The organism is Aquimarina sp. 2-A2, from assembly GCF_045505135.1.
Taxonomy (GTDB): Bacteria; Bacteroidota; Bacteroidia; order Flavobacteriales; family Flavobacteriaceae; genus Aquimarina; species Aquimarina intermedia.
The window spans coordinates 470,814-497,578 of the sequence record NZ_JBJKFI010000002.1 but is presented as its reverse complement, the minus strand read 5'-3'; the positions used below and the strand labels follow the sequence as shown (position 1 = coordinate 497,578).

The 26,765-nt window shown below is 34.5% G+C and carries 28 protein-coding genes; 17 read left to right on the top strand and 11 right to left on the bottom strand.

Features of this window, described 5'->3' with window-relative positions:
• Positions 1 to 363: 363 nt before the first annotated feature.
• Positions 364 to 1,230, top strand: coding sequence for an S-4TM family putative pore-forming effector (locus ACJRPK_RS07650; protein ID WP_407139339.1), 867 nt, complete (start codon positions 364 to 366; stop codon positions 1,228 to 1,230).
• Entirely contained in the window at positions 1,230 to 2,003 is a 774-nt protein-coding gene (locus ACJRPK_RS07645) for an SMODS domain-containing nucleotidyltransferase (RefSeq protein WP_407139337.1), read from the top strand. Before ACJRPK_RS07650 ends, ACJRPK_RS07645 begins: the two co-directional genes overlap by 1 nt.
• A gap of 350 nt (positions 2,004 to 2,353) precedes the next feature.
• Here the strand turns inward: ACJRPK_RS07645 and ACJRPK_RS07640 are convergent, their stop codons facing one another.
• On the bottom strand, positions 2,354 to 2,509 hold the full coding sequence (locus ACJRPK_RS07640; RefSeq protein ID WP_407139336.1) for a hypothetical protein: 156 nt from the start codon (positions 2,507 to 2,509) through the stop codon (positions 2,354 to 2,356).
• Between the two features lie 305 nt (positions 2,510 to 2,814).
• Here ACJRPK_RS07640 and ACJRPK_RS07635 point away from each other — a divergent pair, with 305 nt between their 5' ends.
• The gene (locus tag ACJRPK_RS07635; RefSeq protein WP_407139335.1) at positions 2,815 to 3,663 is read left to right on the top strand and encodes an SDR family oxidoreductase; all 849 of its coding nucleotides are present in this window, start codon (positions 2,815 to 2,817) and stop codon (positions 3,661 to 3,663) included.
• Positions 3,664 to 3,720: 57 nt separating this feature from the next.
• On the top strand, positions 3,721 to 4,152 hold the full coding sequence (locus ACJRPK_RS07630; protein WP_407139334.1) for an MgtC/SapB family protein: 432 nt from the start codon (positions 3,721 to 3,723) through the stop codon (positions 4,150 to 4,152).
• 9 nt (positions 4,153 to 4,161) lie between these two features.
• Here the strand turns inward: ACJRPK_RS07630 and ACJRPK_RS07625 are convergent, their stop codons facing one another.
• From ACJRPK_RS07625 to ACJRPK_RS07600, 6 genes are all read right to left on the bottom strand, one after another.
• Positions 4,162 to 5,313: a PAS domain-containing protein gene (locus ACJRPK_RS07625; RefSeq protein WP_407139333.1), complete on the bottom strand. Its 1,152-nt coding sequence runs from the start codon at positions 5,311 to 5,313 to the stop codon at positions 4,162 to 4,164.
• Between the two features lie 213 nt (positions 5,314 to 5,526).
• On the bottom strand, positions 5,527 to 5,724 hold the full coding sequence (locus ACJRPK_RS07620; protein WP_407139332.1) for a hypothetical protein: 198 nt from the start codon (positions 5,722 to 5,724) through the stop codon (positions 5,527 to 5,529).
• Between the two features lie 122 nt (positions 5,725 to 5,846).
• A complete protein-coding gene (locus ACJRPK_RS07615) occupies positions 5,847 to 6,428 on the bottom strand; it encodes a PhnA domain-containing protein (protein WP_407139331.1) in 582 nt (193 codons plus the stop codon).
• 82 nt (positions 6,429 to 6,510) lie between these two features.
• On the bottom strand, positions 6,511 to 7,317 hold the full coding sequence (locus ACJRPK_RS07610; protein WP_407139330.1) for a TerC family protein: 807 nt from the start codon (positions 7,315 to 7,317) through the stop codon (positions 6,511 to 6,513).
• Positions 7,317 to 7,691 carry a DNA topoisomerase IV gene (locus ACJRPK_RS07605; protein ID WP_407139329.1) on the bottom strand — a complete coding sequence of 125 codons (375 nt, stop codon included), beginning with the start codon at positions 7,689 to 7,691 and terminating at the stop codon, positions 7,317 to 7,319. Before ACJRPK_RS07605 ends, ACJRPK_RS07610 begins: the two co-directional genes overlap by 1 nt.
• 79 nt (positions 7,692 to 7,770) lie before the next feature.
• Entirely contained in the window at positions 7,771 to 8,265 is a 495-nt protein-coding gene (locus ACJRPK_RS07600; protein WP_407139328.1) for a helix-turn-helix domain-containing protein, read from the bottom strand.
• A gap of 358 nt (positions 8,266 to 8,623) precedes the next feature.
• Between ACJRPK_RS07600 and ACJRPK_RS07595 the strand changes: the two genes are divergently transcribed.
• The 5 genes from ACJRPK_RS07595 to ACJRPK_RS07575 all read left to right on the top strand — a co-directional run bounded on the left by ACJRPK_RS07595 (position 8,624) and on the right by ACJRPK_RS07575 (position 12,574).
• The gene (locus ACJRPK_RS07595) at positions 8,624 to 9,760 is read left to right on the top strand and encodes a M14 family zinc carboxypeptidase (RefSeq protein WP_407139327.1); all 1,137 of its coding nucleotides are present in this window, start codon (positions 8,624 to 8,626) and stop codon (positions 9,758 to 9,760) included.
• Between the two features lie 88 nt (positions 9,761 to 9,848).
• Complete coding sequence (locus ACJRPK_RS07590; protein ID WP_148782016.1) at positions 9,849 to 10,328, top strand: Lrp/AsnC family transcriptional regulator; 480 nt, start codon at positions 9,849 to 9,851, stop codon at positions 10,326 to 10,328.
• A 144-nt stretch (positions 10,329 to 10,472) separates the two neighbouring features.
• A complete protein-coding gene (locus tag ACJRPK_RS07585; RefSeq protein WP_407139326.1) occupies positions 10,473 to 10,985 on the top strand; it encodes a DinB family protein in 513 nt (170 codons plus the stop codon).
• Positions 10,982 to 11,872, top strand: coding sequence for a YihY/virulence factor BrkB family protein (locus tag ACJRPK_RS07580; RefSeq protein ID WP_407139325.1), 891 nt, complete (start codon positions 10,982 to 10,984; stop codon positions 11,870 to 11,872). The genes ACJRPK_RS07585 and ACJRPK_RS07580 overlap by 4 nt, the downstream gene beginning before the upstream one ends.
• Before the next feature lie 153 nt (positions 11,873 to 12,025).
• A complete protein-coding gene (locus ACJRPK_RS07575) occupies positions 12,026 to 12,574 on the top strand; it encodes a type 1 glutamine amidotransferase domain-containing protein (RefSeq protein WP_407139324.1) in 549 nt (182 codons plus the stop codon).
• A 62-nt stretch (positions 12,575 to 12,636) separates the two neighbouring features.
• Here the strand turns inward: ACJRPK_RS07575 and ACJRPK_RS07570 are convergent, their stop codons facing one another.
• The gene (locus ACJRPK_RS07570; RefSeq protein WP_407139323.1) at positions 12,637 to 13,284 is read right to left on the bottom strand and encodes an alpha/beta hydrolase; all 648 of its coding nucleotides are present in this window, start codon (positions 13,282 to 13,284) and stop codon (positions 12,637 to 12,639) included.
• A 219-nt stretch (positions 13,285 to 13,503) separates the two neighbouring features.
• On the opposite strand from ACJRPK_RS07570, the gene ACJRPK_RS07565 reads away from it, so the two are divergent.
• From ACJRPK_RS07565 to ACJRPK_RS07545, 5 genes are all read left to right on the top strand, one after another.
• Positions 13,504 to 13,926, top strand: a complete 423-nt coding sequence (locus ACJRPK_RS07565) for a PaaI family thioesterase (RefSeq protein WP_148782021.1) — start codon at positions 13,504 to 13,506, stop codon at positions 13,924 to 13,926.
• A gap of 1 nt (position 13,927) precedes the next feature.
• A complete protein-coding gene (locus ACJRPK_RS07560; RefSeq protein ID WP_407139321.1) occupies positions 13,928 to 14,998 on the top strand; it encodes an isochorismate synthase in 1,071 nt (356 codons plus the stop codon).
• A 131-nt stretch (positions 14,999 to 15,129) separates the two neighbouring features.
• Complete coding sequence (gene menD, locus ACJRPK_RS07555; protein ID WP_407139320.1) at positions 15,130 to 16,854, top strand: 2-succinyl-5-enolpyruvyl-6-hydroxy-3-cyclohexene-1-carboxylic-acid synthase; 1,725 nt, start codon at positions 15,130 to 15,132, stop codon at positions 16,852 to 16,854.
• Between the two features lie 99 nt (positions 16,855 to 16,953).
• Positions 16,954 to 17,295 carry a DUF2853 family protein gene (locus tag ACJRPK_RS07550; RefSeq protein ID WP_148782024.1) on the top strand — a complete coding sequence of 114 codons (342 nt, stop codon included), beginning with the start codon at positions 16,954 to 16,956 and terminating at the stop codon, positions 17,293 to 17,295.
• A 111-nt stretch (positions 17,296 to 17,406) separates the two neighbouring features.
• The gene (locus ACJRPK_RS07545; RefSeq protein WP_407139319.1) at positions 17,407 to 18,246 is read left to right on the top strand and encodes a S1 RNA-binding domain-containing protein; all 840 of its coding nucleotides are present in this window, start codon (positions 17,407 to 17,409) and stop codon (positions 18,244 to 18,246) included.
• Between the two features lie 40 nt (positions 18,247 to 18,286).
• Here ACJRPK_RS07545 and ACJRPK_RS07540 read toward each other — a convergent pair whose 3' ends face one another.
• Positions 18,287 to 18,703 (bottom strand): hypothetical protein, encoded by a 417-nt coding sequence (locus ACJRPK_RS07540; protein WP_407139318.1) that lies wholly within the window; start codon positions 18,701 to 18,703, stop codon positions 18,287 to 18,289.
• A gap of 136 nt (positions 18,704 to 18,839) precedes the next feature.
• On the opposite strand from ACJRPK_RS07540, the gene ACJRPK_RS07535 reads away from it, so the two are divergent.
• The 3 genes from ACJRPK_RS07535 to ACJRPK_RS07525 all read left to right on the top strand — a co-directional run bounded on the left by ACJRPK_RS07535 (position 18,840) and on the right by ACJRPK_RS07525 (position 21,245).
• Positions 18,840 to 19,682, top strand: a complete 843-nt coding sequence (locus ACJRPK_RS07535) for a 1,4-dihydroxy-2-naphthoyl-CoA synthase (RefSeq protein ID WP_407139317.1) — start codon at positions 18,840 to 18,842, stop codon at positions 19,680 to 19,682.
• 113 nt (positions 19,683 to 19,795) lie between these two features.
• A complete protein-coding gene (locus ACJRPK_RS07530) occupies positions 19,796 to 20,593 on the top strand; it encodes a hypothetical protein (RefSeq protein WP_407139316.1) in 798 nt (265 codons plus the stop codon).
• Between the two features lie 34 nt (positions 20,594 to 20,627).
• The gene (locus ACJRPK_RS07525) at positions 20,628 to 21,245 is read left to right on the top strand and encodes a hypothetical protein (protein ID WP_407139315.1); all 618 of its coding nucleotides are present in this window, start codon (positions 20,628 to 20,630) and stop codon (positions 21,243 to 21,245) included.
• Between the two features lie 15 nt (positions 21,246 to 21,260).
• Here ACJRPK_RS07525 and ACJRPK_RS07520 read toward each other — a convergent pair whose 3' ends face one another.
• Together ACJRPK_RS07520 and ACJRPK_RS07515 are read right to left on the bottom strand one after the other, a co-directional pair.
• A complete protein-coding gene (locus ACJRPK_RS07520; protein WP_407139314.1) occupies positions 21,261 to 23,675 on the bottom strand; it encodes a thiamine pyrophosphate-dependent enzyme in 2,415 nt (804 codons plus the stop codon).
• A 193-nt stretch (positions 23,676 to 23,868) separates the two neighbouring features.
• The gene (locus tag ACJRPK_RS07515) at positions 23,869 to 26,697 is read right to left on the bottom strand and encodes a metalloprotease (protein WP_407139313.1); all 2,829 of its coding nucleotides are present in this window, start codon (positions 26,695 to 26,697) and stop codon (positions 23,869 to 23,871) included.
• Positions 26,698 to 26,765 lie beyond the last annotated feature (68 nt).

Sequence of the window (26,765 nt, the reverse complement as noted above, 5' to 3'; positions counted from 1 at the left end):
TTCAGAATAAAAACGGATTTGACGCCTATTATTTTGATGTTGTTGGAAATGATAGTTTAGGTAATTTTGATTTCATAGTTGATAATAGATATTTAAATCAAAAAGATAAAGACGGAACTATTTTCTTGTCAATTACAAGGTGGAAAGAGAAATTAAACGAATCTGACTCGCTACTTGTGGAAAAAATATTCGGAACATTAGCGCGAAAATAACGTTTTACAACAATATATAACCGCAATTACGGCGGATTCGACTACGTCCGAATCCACTCGGAATTGCTAAAACCTGTGCTAAACCGAAAATTAACGCATATTAACCCGTAACTGACGGTTATACAAAACCGTTGGCAACCATTTAAGAAAAATGAACGATATAATTGAAAAGCAAAATAAGAAAGAATTTATTGAGTACTTAAAAGCTCAAAGGGTTGCCTATAGCCAATGTAAAATATTCCAAATATTTGATTTAGTTAGTATTCTTATCGCTATTATTCTACCAATTATCGGAATTATCAAAAAAGATTTTGTCAACTATTTAGGTGCCTTTGGTGTCCTGTGGACGATTATATATTTAATATCTGAAAATTACAGACGTAAAAAAACCGAACAAGGAGCAAAACTTCAAGAGCAATTTGATACAGAACTCTACGATATTCCTTGGAACAACATTTTATGTAAGAACAAAATATCTTCTGATATCCGAATTGATTTGGCTGAAAAATATAAGGATGGCGGTTTAAAAAATTGGTACTCTAAAGAAGTTGATAAAACATTGCCAAAACCAATAGCAATCTTGCTTTGTCAAAGAATAAACTTTTCTTGGGAACTTAAATTAAGAAAACTCTTTGTAACCTTTTTAGTTTTCACTTCAGTACTGTATTACGGTGCTTTTTTAGGATTCTTTATTTATAAAAATATCGGATTTTATGATATTCTATTACTTCTTGTACCTTCATTATCTTTTCTAATTTACGGAATTCAGAATAGTCTTTCACTAAAAAGTCATATTGTTGCTAAACGAGAAACATTAAATCAAATTGATGGATTTTTAAACGCATATTCTTCAAATAGGGATTTACCTAATGAAAGTATTTTAAGGCAAATTCAAGATGTAATTTATTCAGAAAGGACTTTTCCAGAAAAAATTCCTGATTGGTTCTATAAATTAAATTTGGCTTCTAATGAAAATAGAACAGATGCAATTATAAAATCAATAAAAACTAAATTTTAATGTCAGTTTTAACTTATCTAACGGAAACAGCAAGTACAATAACCATTGCTGATTGGGAAAGAAATTCAATCAATACTTCAATAAACAGTTTATCAAACAAACTTGACAATTATTTCAATAATATTGAAAGTAAATTTGTTTTTGGCTCGTATGAGAGAAAAACCATTTTGCGTAGATCTAAAGATCCTAATTCGGACGTAGATTATATGGTAAGTTTTACAGATGGTTCAGATTGGACACCTCAAACTTTAATGAACAGGTTAAAAAGATTTGCAGAAGCAAGTTATTTAAAAAACCAAATCTACCAATCTTCCCCTACTATTGTTTTGGAACTTGGTCATATTAAATTTGAATTGGTTCCAGCTTACTATACATATGGTCAATATCATATTCCTGCACCTGCTTCGAGCTATTCTACTTGGATAGCATCATACCCGAATGCTATGCGAAGTGAATTAAATGATAAAAATAAAAACAATCATTATCAAATTAGAAAACTTGTTAGATTATTAAAATATTGGAATGTAAAGAACGGAAAGGTTTATTCTTCTTACGAGTTAGAAAAGTATGTAATTGACAAAAACTTCTTTTTCTGTACTAACATAAAAGAATATTTCTATCAAGCTGTAGAAGGTTTAAGCTCATACGGTCTTCCATATTATAAAGAATCAAAAGTAAATGCACTCAAGACGATAGTTATTAATACAAAAAATTATGAGTCAGAAAATATGCCATATAATGCTGAAGCGGAAATCAAAAAAGCATTCGAATGAAAAACGGTTGCCAACAACGTATCCTATGTAAAGCCTTTTTCTAAGTCATAGTCTAAAAATACGATATTTTATTATTTTAATTATCTCATAATAATGATTTTATATGGTTGAATTCTTGGCAACGCCATTAAAGCGTTGTCAATATTTCAACGATAGCCTTTTAGTAACTCCGCATCCTATATGTGGTATGATATTTCATCATCCACCAGCATCATTATGATTATGATTGGTAAACAAGGCAACTTGCTATAAAATGTGATAACCTATATTTAAATTTCACTTACGATGTTTAGTTGTCCTCTTTCTGTGCCAAAAGTATTTTCGAGTTTTTAGGCTTATATGTTATATTCTTAACTAATTAATCCTTTCTGATAAGGAATCTCTGTACGTACTACTTCATGGATACGACTCAGGAGTTTCCTGACTATCTTGATTAGAATTCTTTTGACATCCTTTCCTTGCATCACTGTATCAAAGCGTAAAGCTTGCCAAGTAGCTTTTCTCATAATCCGATTAATCCTAGGAGTGAGTCTCGAGGTGGCAAGTTATCTCCACTTTGATGTACGGGTGAAATTAATTCGACTTAACTTGGCTAATTGCTTAATGTTCTTAAATCTACTTAAACCTCCAAGTTCACAATTAATACCATAAGCTACGATAGGACATACTCCTAGTACAGGTCGCAGTAGGTAATAAACTTATTATAGTATTGTTTCCGGGAAGACTCAATTTTTGCAAAGTCTTATCATCGCTTAACATTTAGTTATATCATATTCTTGATAATTTTAGTTTTCTAAAAAATAATCACGAAATGGCAAAACCAGAAAAATTTCCGACACAATCTCAGACACTACCGGGACAGGAATCTAAGATGAAACCGCAACCTGAGATTATACGATCCAATTATAAAGGGAGTAACAAACTTGAGGATAAGGTAGCACTCATAACAGGAGGAGATAGCGGTATTGGACGAAGTATCGCAGTGCATTATGCAAGAGAAGGTGCCGATGTAGCTATTGTATACCTAGCTGAAAATAAAGATGCATCACAGACTAAGCAATTGGTTGAAAAAGAGGGTAGAAGATGCCTTATTATTTCCGGTGACCTTAAACAAGCATCTTTTTGCAAGGAAGTTATTGACCAATGTATCGCTACATTTGGTAAACTTAATATTATTGTAAATAATGCAGCTGTTCAGTTTCCTAAAGGTAAAGTTGAAGCTATAGAGTTTACGGATTTTAAGAAAACTTTTGAAATTAACATCTATCCTTACTTTAATATAGTTCAGGCGGGTTTACCGCATTTAAGCAAAGGAGATGTGATAATTAATACCAGTTCGGTTACTGCGTATAGAGGTAGTGAACATTTGTTAGATTATTCTTCTACAAAAGGAGCAATCGTAACTTTTACCAGATCATTGAGTAAAATGCTCGCAGAAAAACATATTCGGGTAAATGGTGTAGCTCCGGGACCTATTTGGACACCTTTGATCCCCGCAACCTTTGATGATGTTGAGGATTTTGGTCAGGATACTCCGCTAGGAAGAGCTGGACAACCAAGTGAGGTAGGACCGGCATATGTTTTCTTGGCAAGTGAGGACAGTAGCTATATTACAGGACAATTTATACACGTTAATGGAGGAGAAGTAGTAGGAGCTTAAAATACTCGTGTCAAAGTTAATTGATACAAGTATTATTTTAAAAAACTAAAATAAGGAATGGAATTTTTAGATACTGATACACTTTTGTTTGGAACCAAAGTTATTGTAGCTCTTTTTGCAGGTCTTTTAATTGGACTGGAGCGAGAATATAAGGGGAAGAGTGCTGGATTAAAAACAAATATGTTAGTTGCTATAGGAGCAGCGGTCTTTGTAAGCACCTCGCTCCAATTCAGATATGAGGATGGTGTTGATATTACTCGTGTTTTGGGTCAGGTAGTGATAGGTATCGGTTTTTTGGGGGCAGGTGTAATTGTTCAAAAAGGGAATAAAATAAAAGGTTTAACGACCGCAGCTACTATATGGTGTAGTGCAGCTGCAGGCTGTTTGGCAGGAACGGAAATGTATGGGGAGCTTCTTTTATTAACGCTGTTGGTTGTTTTTATAAATATTATTTTTGGTTATGTGGACTCTAAAATTGGTAAGGAGTAGTGCTAAAAGTTAAGACTGATTAGTAGGGACATTATTTATTTTAAGCTGATTGGTGTGTATAAAGGTGATTAATTCTCGTACATACTCATCCATTTCAAGTGTTGAAACTTTGAAAAATGCAGCAAATCGTTTCACGTCTTCTTCAACAAGATGCTCTTTCTCAAGAATATTAAGAAGTCCTATACAAGAGGTTAATGGCCCCCTTATTTTATGAGATAGACTAAATAACATATCCTTGAGTGTTTTTAAATACAAAGTGCGTTCGAATTCGGCACGCTTCTTAGTTGTGATATCCTGACCGGTTCCATAAACTCTGATTACTTTGCCCGTATCATCTATATCAGATGCTCCTTGTCCCAACATCCAAAGATCTGTACCATCTCGCTTTATAATTCTATATTCTACCGTATGATGTGATTTTTTTTGAAGCAGGTTTGTCAAAAACTCATGAACCTTACTCAAATCTTCGGGATGTACGAAAGATTGCCATTTATCCACTGTTATTTTATTTGACGTAGGGCTTTTCATTTCAAATAACCTGAATAATTGCGGAGACCAATACAATTGATCGTCCTGCAGATTCCAATCCCAACTTCCAATTTTTGCCGTTTCCTGAGCTTCAAGCAGTCTTGAGAGCGTAGTTTCAAAGCGTTCATTTGCAAATTTGAGGGCTTTATGTTGCTTTACATTCTCCTTTCTTAACTCTAATAATTTCATGACCTTGCTCGCCAAAATTTTTAGCATTCGTTTTTTTTCATCACTAAACGTTCTGGGAACCGTGTCGATAACACATAGCGTTCCCAAAGCACATTTATTAGAAGTTATTAAAGGAGCACCGGCATAAAAACGCATATTGGGGTCGTCTGTAACTAGCGGATTAGAAACAAATCGAGGATCTAACAAGGTATCGTTCACAACCATCACATCATCAGGGTTCTGAATCGCATAATGACAGAAGGCGTGTTCCCGGTTTGTTTGATCCTTTGCAAGCCCTTGTTTGGATTTAAACCATTGTCGTTTAGAATCGAGAAGTGTAATTAGTGAAATTTGGGTGCCAAATAATGCGGAAGCAAGTTCTACAATATCATCATATTCTTGTTCTGGTAGCGAATCCAGTATTTGATATTCCTCTAATGCTAATAGTCTATCGTGCTCAATCATATCTAATTAAATTTAAGAGTAGAATGTGTCGAGATCTTATCATCTGTTCCATCTCACAAGGGGTAACAAAAGGTAAGTCAATATTTCTTAAAATTATAAAATATTCTGCGAAACTTTAAAAAATTAAGATTCAAATCGTCTATAAAATAAGTTTTAACATAAAAAGGAGCTAATTTTTTAGCTCCTCAAAAGTTATAAGAATTTTCAAATTTGTCAGTTCTTGGATTGTACTGTATCCGTGTCTTTTCTATATTTAAGCAATCCAATTCCGGAAAAAAAGAAAATAATTCCGAGAATTAGCAATGCCCAAGGACTTAAACCCAAACTTATGCTTCCAAACGCACCCAGAACGCCAAGTACTAATGAAATTGCACCTCCTATAGTAAGAATAAAGCCTAGGATCTTAATCATAATATTGATTTTTTAGTTATTGTGTTAAAATTACATTTTAAGCGAAACTAAACGATCCCTATTAACAGTATATTGATATAAATTTTAGAAAGAATTATTGATATTTTGCTACTGAGGATAATTTAATTATTTTTTTTAACATATTTTGTTAATATAACTATGTGCTGACCACTAACACGACCTTCTATCTGATCAGCATTATCATGAACCAGGGATATGTTGCGTACGGCCGTTCCTCTTTTAGCAGTAAAATTAGCTCCTTTAACATTTAAATCTTTGATCAAAACGACCGTATCTCCGGCCGTTAACACAGCACCATTTGCATCCAGATGTACGAGAGAATTATCATCATCATTGCCAATACCGGTTGCTTTGGCCCAAGTCAAAGTTTCCTCGTCCAGGTAGAGCATATCTAGTAAATCCTGTGGCCATCCCTCGGCACGTAGTAAGGTTAGCATTCTCCAAGCCATTACTTGTACAGCAGGTACCTCGCTCCACATACTATCATTAAGACAACGCCAGTGGTTTGGATTAATCAGGGCTGGATCTTCAATTTGTGAATTACAAGTTGCGCAAATTAGAATGGTTTTATCTAAATTATCTCCGTTGGTAGGTGGTACCGGATATGCAGCTAAATTTTCCTTTTCTGCACAAAGTTCGCATTGAGAATTACTTCGCTTGTCTAATTCTTTCAGAATATTCATACTATTTGGTGTGTCAACTATAGTTTGTTATTGAAAAATCACGACACAGGACTCGTAAAATTTCTAAATGGATAAAATTAATTTATTTGGATACCTGTTCTGCCTTATTTTTTTTACGAAGTTTAAAATTTAAAAACTCAATAAATAAAGAGAATGCGATTGTAAAATATAAATATCCCTTAGGTATGGTGCCTACAGTAGATTCAAAAATTTCCAAATGCGCAAGGTGGGCTGCTTCGGCAATCAACATAAAACCTATCAAGATCAAAAAGGACAATCCAAGGATTTGAACGGATGGATGCTTGTTAACAAAACGTCCTACCGGGGTAGCAAATATCATCATAATTAAAACAGAAATCACGACGGCTATAACCATTATTATTAAAGCATCATTGGGATTATCACTCAAACCATTTGTCATTCCCACTGCTGTTAGAATAGAATCAAATGAAAAGACTACATTGATCAAAGTAATTTGAACAATAGCATTTGATAAGGTGGAAGAGCTTTTGGCCTGAATATCCTTTTCTTCTTCACCCTTCTCATCAACTTTTTGGTGGATCTCATGAACACTTTTATAGAGTAAGAAAATTCCACCGCCAAATAAAATTATAGATTGTCCACTAATGCCTGCTTCAACCCATGGGAGATTGATATGCCAGAACGGCGCCTCCATTGCAACTAATAATGAAATTCCAAACAGCAAAACTATTCTCATTAACATTGCCAGAAACAAACCAATATTGGTTGCTTTTTTTTGTTGTGCTTCCGGAAGCTTACTTGAAGCTAAAGAAATAAAAATTATATTGTCAATTCCTAAAACGATTTCTAAAAAAGTTAAAGTTAGTAACGCAACCCATGCGTCTGCAGAATAGAAAATTTCAAACATTAGTTAATTTTTTTGGCGGTTCCTTTTTGTTTTTCACTTGAGCCTACAAGTCCATATTCAAAAGTATAGGTATTGGAGGTAGTGGTTAATATTTTCATATGAATAGCTTTTTCTTCGGCTCTGTTTTTTGGGTGGATTTTTTTAACAATGTATTCGCACGCATTAATCCAACGAATCGAAGAAGTGTCTTGTTTTCCCAGAAAAGAATCTATTTCGATTGAATCATTACGAACAAATGTAGTTTTTGCCAATTCGCCATTCAGATAGGTTTCAAATTCGAATGTTCCAACATGAAAATTTTCGCAATCACGTTTTTGTTCAAAACACCCTGTTGCGATCAGTAATGTCAACCAAATAAAATAAACAGGTTTCATAAATAAAGACAGCTAATATATGCCAACGAAAATAATTGTATTTGGAGAAATAATATAACTTAAGCGCTAAAAGTTTTTTTTAATTTTCATAAGCGCTAAACGAACCATCGCTATAAAAAATCACAATTCGTTCAATTTTCTTTTTATCTGATGTTTTAAAATTAGGTGATGCTGTTGGAGCTATTGGAGCTACCTTTTCATTTTGTTCAATGGTTTCTTTTTGATTGAGAGTTGTTTCATTTTGAGTAAATAAATCATTCTCATTTTCTACCTGCTGCTTCTCTTCAGGAATTGGTTTTTCTATCTTTTTATTAGAAGAGGGAACAGGAGCTAATTCTTCTTTTTCAGAATTTGGAAAACTACCTTCTCCATATAATAACCACCGAAGTTGAGCATCAGGATATGCCTCAGTGATTTTCATTACAAAATCTAAACTCGGTTTATTTCTTCCCGAGAGAATATGAGATATGGATGATCGACCTACACCCATAGCATCTGCAAATGCAGAAGCAGAAACCTGATAATGATCCATAATTCGTTGTATTCTTTTTCCAAACTTTTCACTGTTTACCATTGTAAAATCTATAGAGGATTATTTGATTATACAAATGTAAACATTCTATGTAACATATGCAATTTACAATTGTAACAAGAACTAAGCACTATTTAACAACAGCTTTAGGTAAACTCGATTAAAATACTGATAATTAATTAATTATTCTTAATTAATTGAATGTTTTTGTTAATTTATTAAACTGTAATAACATATGTTTACACAGGTAAACATTAACCTGATAGTATCCTGTATACATTTGTAAAACATCATCTGTTCCAAATGTAAACACAGGTCATTTTTACAGTTGTAAACCTTATAATAAATTGCTTTATTAGGAATCTATTTGTAACAATAGTAGTTTTGCATTTTACTTTTTATGGATATAACTAAGCTTAAAAATCTTTGGATACAGTATCAAAACCAATCATTATTTGGTAGATATTTACCTTCTCAAACCGTAGGGGAACAATTACAGTTCTTAAAAATCCCTCACGATGTTATAGGGTATTCTGAGTCCGAAACGCCTATTCACTTACTTAAATTTGGAGTTGGAAAACGTAAAATTTTGATGTGGTCTCAAATGCATGGAAATGAAAGTACGACCACTAAGGCCGTATTTGATTTAGTTACTATGTTGATGGATGAATCATGCGAAGTCACGCAATCTATTTTAAGTAATTGTACACTTTATATCATTCCAATGCTTAATCCAGACGGCGCTGATGCTTATACCAGAGTTAATGCAAATCAAGTAGATCTTAACAGAGATGCGCAGGAACGTACACAAAAAGAAAGCTTAGTTTTACGTTCGATTATTGACACAGTTAAGCCTGATTTTGCATTTAATCTTCATGATCAGCGTACAATCTTTAGTGCAGGACCTAATAATCATTCCGCAGTAGTCTCTTTCCTATCTCCTGCCGGCGATGCAGAACGATCCGTAACTAAGAGTAGAATTCAGTCAATGCAAGTGATTACGGCTATGAATGAGTTATTACAACAACTAATTCCGAACCAAATAGGTCGTTATGATGATAGTTTTAATATAAATTGCATCGGAGATACCCTGGAGCATGAAGGTATCCCTACTATTCTTTTTGAAGCGGGACATTATAAGGGCGATTACGATAGAGAAAAGACGCGTAGTTTTATCTTTTATGCCTTAGTCAAAGGGTTAAACGCTATTTCTTCAAACACCTTTACTGCTAATGATTACAAGGAGTACCTGGCTATTCCTGAAAACGAGAAGCGCTTTTACGATATTATAATTCGCGAAGTCTCTTTAAAAGGACATATTAAAGATATCGCGTTGCAGTTTACCGAAAAACTATCGGATACGACTATAATATTTATTCCAAAGATTGCCGCAGTGGGAGATCTAAGTAATTTTTATGGACATCGAGAGATTAAAGGAGCAAAACGAGCAATACGTCACTACAACGATGTAGTAGAGGTAGTTCCAGAGGTTGAGATGTTAAAATTTTATCTAAACACTGAATTATTCTCAGTATAATCGGTAAAAATGTAAATTTATATACTTTTATACGGTATTTTTCTGTTATTTTTGCAATATAAATAACCGGGAAACTATTAAATATACTATGGCAAAGTTTAAATTAGATGAAGTAGATCATCAAATACTGGATATGTTAATTGAAAATACACGTACTCCTTTTACAGATATCGCAAAAAAATTGTTGATTTCTGCAGGGACGGTGCATGTACGAGTAAAAAAAATGGAAGAGGCTGGAATCATCGAGGGTTCTTCTTTGACATTGGATTATACTAAATTGGGGTATGCTTTTATCGCATATGTTGGAATATATTTACAAAATACTTCACAAACCAAGTTTGTGTTAGAACGTATTGCTGAGATTCCTTATGTGACCGTTGCGCATATCACTACAGGTAAATTTAACATCTTCTGTAAGGTGAGAGCAAAAGACACAAACCATGCTAAGGAAATCATTTTTAAACTTGATGATATTGATGGAGTGTATCGTACAGAGACAATGATTTCATTAGAGGAAAGTATTAATGATAAGAAAAGGCTTATGCATTCAATCTTTCAGGATATGTAACTTATTCGAGAATACTATAAAACCCTCTGTACTTTTATTAGTGTAGAGGGTTTTTTGCTTTTTTGTATACATGATAAAGCTATGTTAAACGTTATTTATAATATATTAGATGTATTAAATTTCTCATCTTATTAAAATAAACCTATGATTACCGAACTAGCCCAGAATGAATATAATCCGTATTACCTAAACTATATAAAGAAAGCCAAGCACGATGATATTGTTTTAGGTTTGCAACATAGTAAGGAAGAGTTTGCTTCTTTTGTAACTAATTTGCCAGAGGACAAATGGTTGTTTTCCTATGCTGATGGTAAATGGACCATAGCAGAGGTTATGCAGCATCTTATCGATACTGAACGCATATTTAGCTACCGTGCCCTTTGTTTTGCTCGCAATGATAGAAGCGCATTGCCGGGATTTGATCAGGACGATTATGTACCGTATTCTAATGCAAATAAAACAACAAAGAAAGAGATGTTAGCGGACTTTTTAGCGGTTAGAGAAAGTACGATCTCACTCTTCAAGCGATTAACGCCGGATATGAGCGCTCGTATCGGAGAGGCGAGTCAGAGTCCAATGAGTGCTAGAGCAGTTGGATATATTATACCGGGACATCAACAGCATCATTTTGAAGTAATAAATGAAAGATATTTATGATTAAACTCCTTAGACATATAGGACGTTTATTAAAATACACTTATCTCAGTTGGGATAAAAATCAACCCTTTGCCAGAAGTGCTATTATTGCGTATTATACACTTTTTTCTCTGCCGTCTTTATTAATGATAGTTGTAAGTATCGCGGGATATTTCTTTGGTAAAGAGGCGGTACAAGGCAGAATAACAAATCAAATAGCCGGTTTTATTGGTGAAGGAAGTGCTAAAGCAGTGGAGGGGATGGTTAAAAGTGCCGCGCTCAATGAGAGTGGTACCTTTACTGTTATATTTGGTTTTGGTGCCTTATTATTTGGTGCTACGGGAGCTTTTTTTCAGCTAAAACATGCTATGAATACCATTTGGGGTGTGAAAGCAAAACAGCAAACTTTTCTAAGAACTATAAAAGATCGTGCAATATCATTCGGAATGGTATTGGTCATAGGAATGATGCTGCTGACCTCACTGACCATATCTGCCATGCTGAGTGCGTTTAGTGAATATGTTGAACGCTATTATCCCGATATGACCGCTATAGCTGTAGATCTTTTGGACTTTGTCTTCTCATTTGTATTTATAACTTTATTGTTTGCGTCTATCTTCAGACTATTACCCGATATTGTAATACGATGGAAGATAACTTTCCTGGGAGCCGGAATAACAACGTTCTTGTTTTTAATAGGAGAGTATCTTATAGGTCTTTATTTTGGGAATGCAAATCCTGCTTCAGTATACGGAGGAGCCTCCTCGGTAGTTTTGATTTTACTTTGGGTATATTATACCTGTCTGATTTTGTTCTTTGGCGCAGAATTAACGGTTCAGTATGCAAAGTCCTACGGAGAAAATATACAGCCCAATAAACATGCCGATTTTATTGATAATAAAAAGTAAGAATTGGCATCCAGCCTAATTAACACAAGAGTTCTTTTTTTAAAGAATTTATAACAATTTTCAGTTCAAGTTTATTATTCTTTTATTACAGTTACGGGATTGATCTCTTTAATTTTATATCAAATAAAATGTATAATTAAAAAAGAAAATATTATGGCAAAGAGAATTGCAATTTTAGCAACAAACGGATTTGAAGAAGTTGAATTAACAAGTCCTAAAAGTGCATTAGAAAAAGAAGGATGGCAAGCGGATATTGTAAGCTTGGAAAGTGGAAAAATCAAAAGTTGGAAAGATGGTAACTGGGGAGGTGAATTTGATGTGAACTATACATTAGATGAGGTTTCTGCATCAGATTACAATGCTTTGGTGGTGCCTGGAGGTGTTATTAATCCGGATAAATTAAGAAGAGAAGAAAAAGCGATTAATTTTGTAAAAGACTTTTTTAAACAAGAAAAGCCTGTTGCATCTATCTGCCACGGACCACAAGTGTTAATTGAAGCCGAAGTTGTTAAAGGAAGAAAAATGACCTCCTTTCCTTCAGTGAAGAAAGATTTAATTAATGCGGGAGCTAATTGGGTAGATGAAGAAGTGGTAGTAGATCACGGATTTGTAACAAGTCGCTCTCCAGAGGATCTTGAAGCTTTCAATCGCAAGCTGGTAGAAGAAGTACATGAAGGAAAGCATGATGAACAACATGCATAAGATACCATGCCGATAACATAGAATAAAAAAAATCATCTCCAACGAGATGATTTTTTTTATAATTAATCCGCTAGGGAGTTACAAGCATTTCTAACAGAATCGAGATCTAATTCATGTCCTCCGGAATGTGTGTAAAAATTGATTTGTGGTAATATGTCAACAACTCTTTCCTTTTCGGCAATAACATTATCTTTTTCAAAATATGGATCGTTCTCACCAACAATATGGCTGATTTTGGTAGATTCAGGCAAAAAATCAAAATCTTTATTGGTGAGCTCTTTTGGAAAAGCACCTGAGATTAGAATCAAATGATCACATTTGAATTTACGACGAGCGATATATCTACTTGCAATACTGACTCCTTGAGAATATCCAAGCATAATGAGCTGGACATCGTTGGGTAAATTTTCAGACAGTATCACTGCGTCAATATAACGTAATACATTTTCAATTTCTGTCTCAGTATTTTCTTTAGTCAACCAACTCGAGCCTACGCGACGGTACCCGTCATCTTTATAATATTTTGATGGAGCTTGCGGAGCAATTATATAGTTCTCATTTTTATCCAGATCCTCAAATAAGCGAATAAAATACTTGCTCAAATATCCAATCCCATGAAAAACGATCCAGATATTTTTTGTAGTAGCGGATATTGTATTTAAGGTGTCGTAGGTATTAATAGAAGTATAGTCGACTTGTTTTTTACTCATAAGGTTATATTTATTCACCAATAAGGGTCACAATATATTTGGATTTTATTGGATTTAAAACTGATTTAAGATTTTCTTTTTACTTTCTGTAAATTATCAGATATGCGCAAATAGATTTACATAGTATAGTATAAAAATATTATTATAGAATTTAGGATTATTTAGAGCCCTCGCTACTAAATCACTTCATAATCCATATTTTTGTTAAAAATAGAGAGAATGCTGGATAAAGATAACATACTTACACAATGCAATACGATGTGTAAAGATACGCTGATGGAAACTTTGGATATCACATTTTGCGATGTGAGTGAAAGTTTTTTAATAGCAAAAATGCCGGTTACCCCAAAAGTTCATCAGCCTGATGGTGTTTTACATGGAGGAGCAATGGTAGCTTTAGCTGAGAGTGTGGGTAGTGCGGCTACTTATATTTTCTTAAATTCAAAAGACTTTTACATTCGCGGTATTGAAATTTCAGCAAATCACGTTAAAAGTATACGAGAAGGTTTTGTGTATGCAAAAGCTGTAATCGTGCACAAGGGTAGGACAACGCAGCTGTGGGACATCAAAATTACTGACGAAGAGAATCAATTAATATCTGTAGTTAAGTTAACTACCATAGCTTTACCAAAAAAGAAATAAATTGAAGTCTCTTTCCTTATATAGTCGAGCTCATAAACAAATTAACGAGGTCAAACCTTTCGTTTTATTTCGAAGACCTGATAGTGAAGTTCTGGAGAGTTATTTTCAAACTGATAATAGCTTAAATTATACAGAGGATCTAACTGATCAGGGTTTTGTAATGGCTCCTTTTGATATCCAACAAAAATCTATACTTTTCCCATTATCAAAATCCATCAAGGAAGTCGAACGTATTGTCTCAAGGGATACTGAAGGATATGATCAGATTAAAAGTAAACCAATAGACCCTGCTTCAGATAAACATGTCGCACTTGTTGCTCAAGGTATTCAAAAAATAAAAGAAGGTCTTTTTGATAAGGTAGTACTTTCAAGAGAAGAATGCCTGACTGTTGACAAAAAAGATTGGATCAAGGTTTTTGATAAACTATTACATTTTTATCCTACTGCCTTTGTTTATATATGGTTTCATCCCAAAGCAGGTCTGTGGATGGGAGCTACTCCGGAAACTTTACTGTCAGTTAATAAAAATAAGCTTTCGACAATGGCCTTGGCTGCGACTCAGCCACATACGAAAACAAGGCAAGTAGTCTGGAATCCAAAGGAAAAAAAAGAACAACAACTAGTTACTGACTATATTCGCGAAGCTTTGGAGCCTTTGGGAGATCATTTAAAAATCTCTGAACCCTATACACATCGCGCTGGAAATCTAGTCCATTTAAGATCTGATATAAACGCCGACATAGATTTTAACATCATTACCCTGCAAGAGATTGTGCAAAAACTACATCCCACGCCTGCAGTTTGTGGTTTACCCAAGGCAACTGCTTTGCAGTTTATAAAAAAACATGAAGGTTATAACCGCGCTTTTTATACTGGTTATTTGGGTGAGATTGTAAAAGATGGTACATCAAAGATTGATGCAGATCTGTATGTGAATTTAAGATGTATGCAAATTTTTGATGAAGAAGTGAAAATCTATGTAGGAGGAGGAATCACAAAAGATTCAGTTCCCGAAAAAGAATGGGAAGAGACGGTAAGAAAAACACAAACAATGAAAAAAGTTTTGTGGTAAATATTCCTTTATTTTCTAGGATAGCATGAACTGAATATTGTAATTTTACAGGAAGTAAGAGTAGAAAAAAAAATGGGTCTCATTTCAATACTTAGTTGGGTGTGGGTCGATAATACTAAAATTTTAAACGTGTGAAGGAACGTTTATATTCCAAAATTCCCTTAGCGCAAACGATCGTACATCTTTGTGATATAAAAGGGATTCATCATATAGTCATATCACCAGGATCACGTAACGCTCCGTTAACAATCGGTTTTAGTGAACATCCCGGATTACAATGTTATAGTATAGTTGATGAGCGTTGTGCAGCTTTCTTTGCATTAGGATTGGCGCAACAACTTCAGCAGCCTGTAGCGCTTGTTTGCACTTCGGGCAGTGCATTACTCAACTATTACCCGGCGATTGCAGAAGCATTTTATAGCGATATTCCGTTAGTTGTTTTAAGTGCAGATCGCCCTATAGAGCGTATAGACATAGGTGATGGTCAAACCATTCGTCAAAGAAATGTCTTTGAAAATCATATTTTATATTCGGCCAATTTATATTCAGAGCTTATTGCAGCCGAACAAATTACTGACAAACGAATTCTACAGAAACAAAAAGAGGCTCAAAAGCATAATGAGCGTGAGATTAATCTAGCCCTTAATACGTCAATTGAACAACAGGGTCCGGTGCATATCAATGTTCCATTTTATGAACCGCTGTACGATAAAATTAAGGCCTCTACGGTGAATCCTCAGGTTTTACCTATAGAGAACCATACGTATTCCTTACAAGATTTTGCTCAGGATGATATTATTGAGCAATGGAACAATGCTGAAAAAAAGCTTATTTTGATCGGAACAAATACGCCGGATTCCATTGATAGTAAATATTTTGATTTGTTGGCAAAGGACCCTTCTGTACTTGTGTTGACAGAAACTACTTCTAATATTTACCATCATACGCATATAGATAGCATCGATCAATTAATAACCTCACTTAATCCAGAGGAATTTTTGGCTTTACAACCTGATATTCTCGTGACTATCGGAGGTATGGTGGTGTCTAAAAGGATTAAAGCGTTCTTACGTAATTTTTCGCCGGGTACTCACTGGCACATCGATGAGAAGAAGGCTTTTGATACGTATTTTTGTTTGGATTATCACGTTAAAATGAATCCAGAGGCATTTTTATCAGAAGTATTGTCTTTAACAAAGACGGTAACTTCGAAGTATAAAGAGCAATGGCTCGCGGTTCGTGAACTTCGTAGAAAACAGCATAAAAAATACCTGCTAGATATCCCATTTAGTGATTTAAGAGTGTTTGAAGTTTTGATAAGTAACATGCCAAAAATTCAACAGTTACAACTAAGTAATAGTTCTACCATTCGCTATGCACAACTTTTTGAACTCTCCCCCGGTTTACAAGTATTTTGTAACCGAGGAACCAGTGGTATTGATGGGAGTACATCAACGGCTATCGGAGCAGCAATAGCATCTGAGCTTCCGACGACGCTTATTACAGGAGATTTGAGTTTCTTTTATGATAGTAATGCACTTTGGAATGATTATTTGCCAAATAGTTTCAGGATTATCGTTATTAATAACGGAGGAGGAGGTATTTTCAGAATTTTACCCGGTAAGTCAGATGATTATAATTTTAACACCTATTTTGAAACGACTCATAGTTTAAGTGCCGATCATTTGTGCAAGATGTATGGTATTGAATACCATCAGGCAAAATCATTATCCGATACGAACAAGGTTTTGAATTCTTTCTATAAACCATCGGATCAACCTAAATTATTGGAGATTTTTACGCCTAGATTAGTTAATGATGAGGTTTTAATCGATTATTTTAAGCATTTGGTCTAATTTTTTGCAGTAAATGTTTTGACTTTTTGTTCAATTCGTAGAGATTTACACTATATTTGGTAGTATAATCAATTAACTAATTATAAAGTAATTACCCTTATGAGCAAAAGAGACGAATTAATTACAAAATACGCAGCGGATATCAAAGAGAAAATTGGCGAGAATCCTGATATGGATCTTCTTACCAAAGTTACTATCGGTTGTGGACCTTCAATTTACAACAGTGATGCTGCTACAGTATCAGGAAGTGATGCAAAGGAATTAGAAACTGTTAAGAAAAATTTCTTAATGAAGAAATTAGGTTTATCTGATGGGCCAAAGTTAGATGAAGCTATTAATGCAGTTATTGAAAAATACGGTAAATCAAACAGAAATAAGTATAGAGCCGTGATCTACTATATGCTTACAAAGCATTTTGGTAAAGAAGCAATCTACAAATAAAAGTATAACATTTATAGATGTTAAAAAGGTGACTCAAACGGGTCACCTTTTTTTATTAAATATATTTAATAGCAGCTATAAAGAAGTATCTTTGCACAAACTTTTTATAGCATGTTGAATTTAGGAACATATAATACTTTAGAGATATTAAGAGAACGAAGCCCGGGAATATACTTAGGTGATGATGAGGGGAATGAAGTCTTAGTTCCAAATAAATATGTACCTGAAAATTTTGAGATTGGTGATAAGTTACGTGTTTTTGTATACTTGGATAATGAAGAGCGCGTAGTAGCAACAACTCAAGAGCCTTTTATTACCTTAAATTCCTTTGCCTATCTAAAATGTACCAGTGTATCTGATATTGGAGCTTTTATAGATTGGGGCCCGGACAAAGAATTATTTGTCCCATTTAAAGAACAGGCTACACAGATGAGAGCAGGTAGTTGGTACCTAATTTATTTGTATCTCGATAAAGAATCAAATCGATTGACCGGTTCTAGTAAAACCAATCAATTCCTCGATAATAGTCTGGTTTTGCTTTCGCCATTTGAAGAAGTAGACCTTATTGCGAGCCATCCATCTCCTATTGGCTGGAACATGATCGTTAACCAAAAGCATCTAGGCTTAGTGTATACCGACGAAATTTTTCAAAAAATAACCGTTGGAGATGTACTTAAAGGATTTGTTAAGAAGGTAAGACCGGATGGTAAAATAGATTTAGTGCTTCAAAAACATGGGTATCGGGGTATTGAGCCAAATGCTCAACAAATTCTGGAAGAACTTGAGCGAAGCGGAGGCTTTATTGATTTAAATGATAAATCAAATCCTGACGATATCCAGCAAGTTTTTCAGATGAGTAAAAAGAGTTTCAAAAAAGCCATTGGCAGCTTGTACAAAGCTAGAGAGATTTCTATTGAAAAGGACGGTATCCGACTCCTCGAAAAAGAATAGTTTATACAGGAAGTTTTTATTGCTAATTTAGCCTAAAGCACTATTGTCTATAATAAAAAACATTAGGCCGTGCGTAGTAGATACGATTGTATCTGGACATGTCCTGGTAGGCAGAATTTTTGATGTTACCAGAATTCACATCATTAAGAGTTGCTCCACTACCTGTAACCTTGAGAGCTGATGGTTTAGGTTTTGTAGCGATCGAAAAGTTATATTTTCTCACGGGTGCGGGTCGTTTTTCAACTAAAAGGATCGACCTGCCTTTTTGTAATTCTTGTCTTCTCAGGTCCTCATCAAGATTAACCTCAAGTAATTCGAATATCGAAGATTCAATAGCAGAGTTTAGTATCGAAAGAGAAGGTGTCTCTATTTCCCATTCTATACTATAATTGATAGTTTCCTGAGCATATGACAGGGAACTTATAATACATAGAATAACTAAACTTATTAATTTCATGAGGCTAAGATAAGATAATGGTATCGAGATAAAAAATATAGACCCTACTACTACATAATTTCATAGCTATAGATCTTAAAATTCATTGAGATTACTCCGATTTAAAAGCTTATTTTTGAATATAAAATGAATTATAATGAATACTATAGATTGGAAAACAGTTAAAGAATATCAAGATATAACGTATAAAAAATTTGAAGGGGTAGCTAGGATAGCTTTCAATCGCCCCGATGTGAGAAATGCCTTTAGACCAAAAACAGTTGGGGAGCTTTTTGAAGCCCTGTTAGATGCAAGAGAAGATACCTCGATTGGGGTAGTTCTACTATCAGCCGAAGGGCCTTCCTCAAAAGATGGAGTATATTCATTCTGTAGTGGCGGCGATCAAAACGCTCGTGGTCACCAAGGATATGTAGATGACGATGGTATGCCGCGTCTTAATATTTTGGAAGTTCAACGTTTAATTCGGTTTATGCCAAAAGTTGTAATCGCTGTTGTACCTGGTTGGGCAGTAGGGGGTGGTCATAGTTTACACACGGTCTGTGACCTGACGTTGGCTAGTAAAGAGCATGCAATATTTAAGCAAACAGATGCGGATGTTACAAGTTTTGATGGTGGGTATGGATCAGCATATTTGGCAAAAATGGTTGGACAGAAACGTGCAAGAGAGATTTTCTTTTTAGGAAGAAATTATTCTGCTCAAGAGGCTTTTGAAATGGGAATGGTAAATGCAGCAATTCCTCATGATGAATTGGAACATACTGCGTTTGAATGGGCTCAGGAAATTTTAGCTAAATCTCCAACATCCATCAAAATGCTAAAATTTGCTTTCAACGCTACAGATGATGGTATGGTAGGTCAGCAAGTTTTTGCCGGTGAAGCGACACGTCTTGCTTACATGACAGACGAAGCAAAAGAAGGAAGAAATGCTTTCTTAGAGAAGCGTAAACCAGACTTTAAGAATATTAAATGGATACCATAATATAACATAATTAAGACAGATCATTAGTGTCAATACATTTCGCTAATGGTCTGTTTTAACTATAAGCTAGTTAAAAACTTGAATAGTGTATCTCTTATTTAACGCAGTATTCGATGGAAAAGAAAGAAGAGGAATTATTAGGAATCAATTATAGACTTGAGAAGGCTACTGTCAAACTTCAAAATTTTGAAAGAGAATTCTCATCGATTGCTAAAAATCTTAAAAAAGCTAGACGACACCGTTTTTTTCTTACCGTGTTTTTTATTTTACTGTTGTTATCAGCGGTCACCTATCTTTTTGTAAGTGAAACTCTTTTTTTGGAAAGCGATAAAAGTGATGATGTACAGGTCTTACAATGGCAAAATGATTCGCTGAAAGAAGTGGTCGAAAAGCTAAAAGCTAAAGTTTCGGAAAAGGAGCAAAATACTAGTATTCCCAATACCAACGAGCATAACACCACTTATAGCAGTGACGACTCTATTCTAAAGGAAGAAGAAAACGTTGCGATTCCTGACTCACTCGAGGAAGATATAAGGTACGATCGAAAGTATGCTTATGTCAAAAATGTGAGACAAAGAAATAACGTGAATTTTATAGAAGTTGATTTTATTGAATTTTATGAAGGAAAGAAGGCGGTTTTGAAAGCAACTGAAATGGAAGAGGCAGAGTATGAAATTGATAAAAATAACGATACATTGTTCTTTTTGTTTAAAAATTACTATATTCATAATCCTGAATTGAACACGATCATTTTAGAATTAGCTGAAAATGTGCGAGTTAACATGATAAATCAGAGTAAAAATGGTTTTTCTATAAGAGCCTTTCAGGAGATTATAAAAGATAATCCGGTGATGATCCTAACGGTCAGTAACGGTATTGTATATGCTATTAAAAAACAAGATATGCCGTAAAAATTAAACGTAAAACCTAAACCCCAACATTCTTATGCCTATTATTAAAGAAGAAGACTTGCTCTCTCTTCACGATCAAATTGAGCAAGCAGAAAAAAAACAAAAAACCTTAGAGCAGCTTTTAGATAAAAAAACAGAAACGTTACAAAAAACTTCGGTTTCTAAACGAAAATGGAAAATAGCGAGCTCTACGTTATTAATGACCACCTTACTTTTGTTTGGTTATTATCTATATGTTGATGTCACCAATTCACGCATCGATTTCATTTCAGATGGTTCTTCAGCAAAAATGAAAGATTCGACAAATATCACTAGCATTGATAAGTCAACTTTATACCAAAAGGTAAGTTTAAAGAATTCATCGTATGAGTCTGATCTTTACGAGAGTAGAGAGCTAATTAATAAAGGTGTGGTGTACTCTGTTCAAATTGCAGCATTTATTCCCGAAGATCATACAGAGTTTTCAGCAGATCATATTAACGGATTAAGTTATAAAGATCCCGCTTACAATAAATTGAGTCTGGGAATTTTTCCTAGCTTGGAAGCGGCACAGGATTTTAGAAAGATATTAATAGCCTCCGGTTTTAGTAAGAATATTTTTGTAATTTCTTACCAAAACGGAGAACGATTAGCTATTGAGGATTATAAATAAATTTATAATCTGATTTTATCTTAATTGTGGATATTGTGATGGATTTACTTCATGCATGATATCATATACCTTTTCAAAAATGTCTTCTGCTGATGGTTTGCTAAAATAGTCACCATCTGTACCAAAGGCAGGTCTGTGTGGTTTAGCACTTAGTGTTTGTGGCTTACTGTCTAAGTTTTTATAGATGTTTTGGTCATCAATAAGCTTGTGCAATATATAACCAGAAGCACCACCTGGTACATCTTCATCTATAATTAAAAGGCGATTTGTCTTAGCAACACTTTTTGCAATATCATGTGTTAAATCAAACGGTAACAGGGATTGAACATCAATAATTTCAGCATTGATTCCTGTACTTAATAATTCTTTTGCTGCTTGTTCTACAAGTCGCAATGTTGATCCATACGAAACCAGTGTGATATCAGTACCTTGCTTTATGGTTTCAACAACTCCGATCGGTGTTCTAATATCAGATAGGTTGGCAGGCATCTTTTCTTTTAGACGATAACCATTAAGACATTCTACCACAATTGCTGGTTCGTCGCTTGCTAACAAGGTGTTGTAAAACCCTGCAGCTTTAGTCATATTACGGGGAACTAATAAGTGGATACCTCTCAGTAAATGTATCATGCCTCCCATTTGTGAACCAGAGTGCCAGATCCCTTCTAAGCGATGTCCTCGTGTTCTGACAATTAAAGGAGCTTTTTGGGTTCCAAACGTACGATAACGTAAGGTAGCAAGATCATCGCTCAACCCTTGTATACAGTATAAAATATAGTCTAAGTATTGGATCTCAGCTATGGGCCTTAATCCTCTCATCGCCATACCAATTCCTTGTCCTAAGATAGTGGCTTCTCGTATACCTGCATCAGAAACGCGCGTTTCACCAAATTTATCTTGAAGTCCCTCTAAACCTTGATTCACATCACCGATTTTCCCACTGTCTTCTCCAAAAATTAAAGCTTCTGGAATCGTGTCAAAAATATTATTAAAATTATCTCTCAGTATAACCCTTGCATCTACTTCCTTCGAATTTTCGTCATATATTGGTGCAACTTCTTCTATTTGAGTAACTCCGGTTTCAGTTTCGTTATAAAGATGCTTACTATACTTTGGTTGAATTTTTTCAATGTAATTTGTGACCCATTGTTGTAGTGTAGCTTTTTCGGCAAAATTCTCTTTCGTCAAGTAACGAAGGGTTTTACGGGTAGCTTCTAGGATATCTTTACGGATCGGCTCATCTTTGTCTGCTAATTTATTTACCAGAGGTGTGATGAAATTTTTATTTTCGCTTTTAGCTTCTACAGTTCTTAGAAGTGCAATAGCTTCTTGTTGCTCGTTAACAATTTCAGCCAAATATTCTTTCCAAGCGTTTGTTTTGCTTTGACGTACTTGTTTTTTTGCATCTTTATCGATGGCAATCAATTCCTCATCTGTAGCGATGTTGTGATCGATTATCCATTCCTTGAATTTTTTAAGACAATCATGCTCACGTTCCCATTCCAATCGCGCTTCATCTTTGTAACGCTCATGAGAACCGGATGTTGAATGTCCTTGTGGCTGTGTTAATTCTTTAACGTGAATTAAAACAGGAATGTGCTTCTCACGAGCCAAGCGGTCTGCAGTTTCATAGGCATCGATTAAAGAAGGGTAATCCCATCCTTTAACCTTTATAATTTCGTAACCGTCATGTTTTTCGTCTCTTTTGAAACCTTCTAATAAAAGAGAAATATTTTCTTTAGTAGTTTGATGTTTAGCATGCACAGAAATTCCATACTCATCATCCCACACACTAATTACCATTGGGACTTGTAATACGCCTCCCGCATTAATGGTTTCCCAAAACAGTCCTTCACTTGTACTTGCGTTTCCTATAGTTCCCCAAGCTACCTCATTTCCTTTAATCGAAAAATCAGTATGGTCGTGTAAGTTTTGCTCTGTTCTATAAACTTTTGATGCCTGTGCTAAACCAAGCAGTCTAGGCATTTGCCCAGCTGTAGGAGAAATATCTGAACTCGAATTTTTTTGTGCAGTTAATTTTTTCCAGCTGCCGTCTTCGTTAAGACTGTGTGTAGAAAAGTGTCCACCCATTTGTCTCCCTGCAGCAAATGGCTCTCTTTTAATATCTGTATGCGCATACAATCCAGAAAAAAATTGCTCTGGAGATAACGCATCAATAGCCATCATAAAAGTTTGATCACGATAATATCCTGATCTAAAATCTCCGTTCTTGAAGACCTTAGCCATGGCAAGTTGCGGTAACTCTTTACCATCACCAAAAATTCCAAATTTTGACTTACCTGTAAGTACCTCTCTACGACCCAAAAGACTACATTCTCTACTTAATAAAGCAGTTTTATAATCATTAAGTATTTGATTTCTATATTCTTCAAATGAAATATTAGATGTAGAAAGTGTTTCAGGCTGCATGTGAACGAGTTTTAATGTTTGCAAATGTAGCTAAAATTAGAGGTTTCTGCAAGTGTAAAAACCTTAAATGTTTTATCATATCTTTATTGATACAAGCTTTTTATTGAAAGATAAACTTAAAATGGATGTTTTTTGAAGATTTGTTAACAAATCTTCAAAAATTTCACAAATGATAGAACGCTGATTTCAACGGTTAGTACCATTCGCGAGTAAAGAGTTTTATAAGCGTTTGAGGACTTAAGGTAACAATAAAACGTATTTTCTCTGAATAATTTGGTTGAGAAATTTCCCATCCGTTATTAGAAACTATCGGAAAGAAAAGTTCAAAATAGTCTGCCACCAGACTTAATCGTACCCCGGCGTCATAAACAAATTTTGGCGAGACATTTTTACTTTTTACAAAACCTGCATCTCCATATACAAAAATCCAATTCCATATATTCGTATCAGCGTTTATGGTAGTCATCCATTGGTTGGCAAATTGATATGCTAGTTTTGATTTAAATCCGCCTTCTGCCAAAATGATTTGTTGGCTTACTAACCCAGTTTCTTCACTACGTCCCAAATAACTATAATCAAATAAGTAGTCTGTAGGACGATCTAAGGCAAAACTGAAGAAATTTCCATCTTTTTCTGTATCATTGAATAAAAAAGCGCCGGCAAATAATCTTACATTTATCTGTCGATTGTTTAAAAACATCTTTCGATAGTTGAACGTACCCGATATCTTACTAAAGTTTTGAGCTAATTGATAATCAAAAGAATAGTTGGTTAGATGTAATAGATTAGGATTTGAATAGGTGTAACGTGCATTGAAAACGCTGTAATTAGGAGTCTCAACCGGGTTATTTTTATCTAAGTCTCTATAGACATTAACGCTTCGTAAAGCTAGGCGTTGCCGCTCATTCGATCTTCTATTCTTAGTCCTATAGTAAAAACTGACTGATGGAGATAGTCGATAATACAATAGATCTTCGGCGTAACTGAATACATTTCCACTAAGCCCATATTGTATTACGTATAGCCCATCTTCGGCTACGTTATCACGATAGGAAAAGCCTGCGGAACCTAATAATGTTTTAGATTCTGTGCCAAACGTCGGAGTTATTTTATATTCGAAAGGTTTTCGTATAAAAGTTTTGTTGTAAAATTTTGAACCAATCGTGAGACCATCATACACATTAAAATCAAACTCTGGCATAAAAAAGATTTGATTGTATTTTGGATCTTCAAAGTCCTGCAGTAATCGAAACTGAATTGGTTTGTTAAATATCCATTTTAGATTACGATAATTATTACGTTGATTAATTTCCGGTATTTTTTGATCATAATCCAATACGAGCTTGGTAATATCATCATTTTTTATTTTGACTTTCTTTTTACCTTGAATATCTTCTATCCACGTTTTTGAAACAAAATCTTTGCCTCTCAGTGCTATGAGAGAAACCGGCATTCCGCTGTTCCTCTTATCAACAACTGTTACGGTTAACGAATCCTTGCCTCTTCTTACACCTTTTATTTTAAAATCTATTTTTGTATCAGTAGCTACAAATTTGTCAAAAAACCAGTCAATGTTTTTTTGTGAATGGCGTGTTAGTATATTTTTGAATGATTCTGGAGTAGTAGGTTGTAAAACGTTCTCTGAATAAAACTCCTTTATGCTTTTGGCTACAATATTATCGTCTTCCAGGTAATCTTCTAAATATTTTAAGCCAATACCGGCTTTATAGGCATTCGCTATATTTTGATTAAATTTTATAAGACTATCCTGAGGTGTGTTTAATGATTGATCTAAAAAAAGACGAATCATATTCTTGTAGCCTATAAAATATTGATCGTTAAAATCCAAATCAGCGGCGTGAAACCAACGCAAGCCAATTACCTTGCTCAGATTACCAATCAACTTCATTTCTGGGTAATATTGATCCGTATAACCCATCATCAAATAAATATGAAAGGCGTCCTTGATCCAGGCATCATGTCTGGGATCAATAACAAGGGTACGTTCAAGATAATCCTCTGTAATTGTTTTTAGCTGTTTTATTTCATATTGAAATCCATCTGGAAAGGGGCGTAAAATATCGGGAAGCTGATTAAGACCGTATACAGGATTGCTTTTATAATCACTCTCAGAAACCACAATTTTATTAAATGGATAGGGGCCTAGTTTATTTTTTAAGTAAGAAAATATTTTATTGATAGCGACAGACTTCATCTCGGGCATCAAATCATTATCTTCAATATTACTTACAAATTGAACACCATTGGAAGCAAATGTATAGAAGGAACTTTGGGTTTCAATAAACAAATTTACTTTGTTTCTGTTTTGTCCTTCCAATAGTACTGTTTTGGAATTCTGCGCTTCGTTAAATGATATGTTATTTTCATTTAGCGAAGTAGTTAGTTGATATGCTTGTGGTAGTGTAAAATTTATGGTGTAGTCAATCAAAGGCGCGTATAAATCATCAATATCCTTATTACTATATACTTGCCAGTCAGAAGTGTACATAGCAGGAATGATATGCCAGTAACGAAGGCTAAAGTTCTGATTATCATGATAGCCGAAACGGGTAAATTTATCACTGGGAATTTTTACTTTATAATGAAAAATTACAGTATACGATGCTCCGGGCGCTAGGGGCTCGCTCGGTGTTAATTCGATAATATCCGCTATATTTTTATACCGCCGCCATACAAGAGGTTTATTTGTTTGCTCCACAACGCTTTCAATAGTTGTATGTCCTCTTTCTTCGTTTTTAGCGTAATAAAATCGTTTCAAATACTCCTCTGAAAAACGCTTACCTAAAGGAGTAGTTTTACTTGAAAAACTATTTGCCCAGTCATGAAATAATAATTGATACAATGTATCATTAGAAGTATTTTGATAGGTTATTTCTTGTTTTATCGAAAGTGTTTTTTGATCCGTATCCAATCCAACATCCATGGTGATTAGGTGCTGACTCTGAATTTGAAAGGACAGAGCAAACAGGAATATACAAGAAATGAGTGTTAAGCTTTTCAATGTTTTATGGATTAGGTACTTGTCTCGATACTATTGATTTTAAATCTTTTAACGAATTAAGTAGAGTA